Raw genomic sequence first — 278 nt, 5'->3', positions numbered from 1 at the left:
CTTCATGAAGCGCTTTTCCACCAGCCCGGTGACCGCCAGGCCGAAGATCGGCTCCGGCGCATCGATGGAGTGCCCGCCCGCAAGAGGAATGCCTGCGGCGTCGCACACCGCGCGACCGCCGCGGATCACCTCCCGGGCGATTTCCGGGGCCAGCACGTTCACCGGCCAGCCGAGAATCGCAATCGCCATCAGCGGGTCGCCGCCCATGGCGTAGATGTCGCTGATGGCGTTGGTGGCGGCGATGCGGCCGAAGTCGAAGGGGTCGTCGACGATGGGCA

At 68.3% G+C, this 278-nt stretch carries 1 protein-coding gene; it reads right to left on the bottom strand.

Annotated elements, in window-relative coordinates; all coding sequences use genetic code 11:
• A partial coding sequence (selD, locus tag SB751_RS29905; RefSeq protein WP_410749011.1) for a selenide, water dikinase SelD occupies positions 1–278 on the bottom strand: 278 nt, incomplete at both ends.

The organism is Cupriavidus sp. SIMBA_020 (assembly GCF_046535395.1).
Classification (GTDB): Bacteria; Pseudomonadota; Gammaproteobacteria; order Burkholderiales; family Burkholderiaceae; genus Cupriavidus; species Cupriavidus campinensis.
Note: the sequence above shows the minus strand (reverse complement) of the source record. Positions and strands in the feature narration are given on the sequence as shown.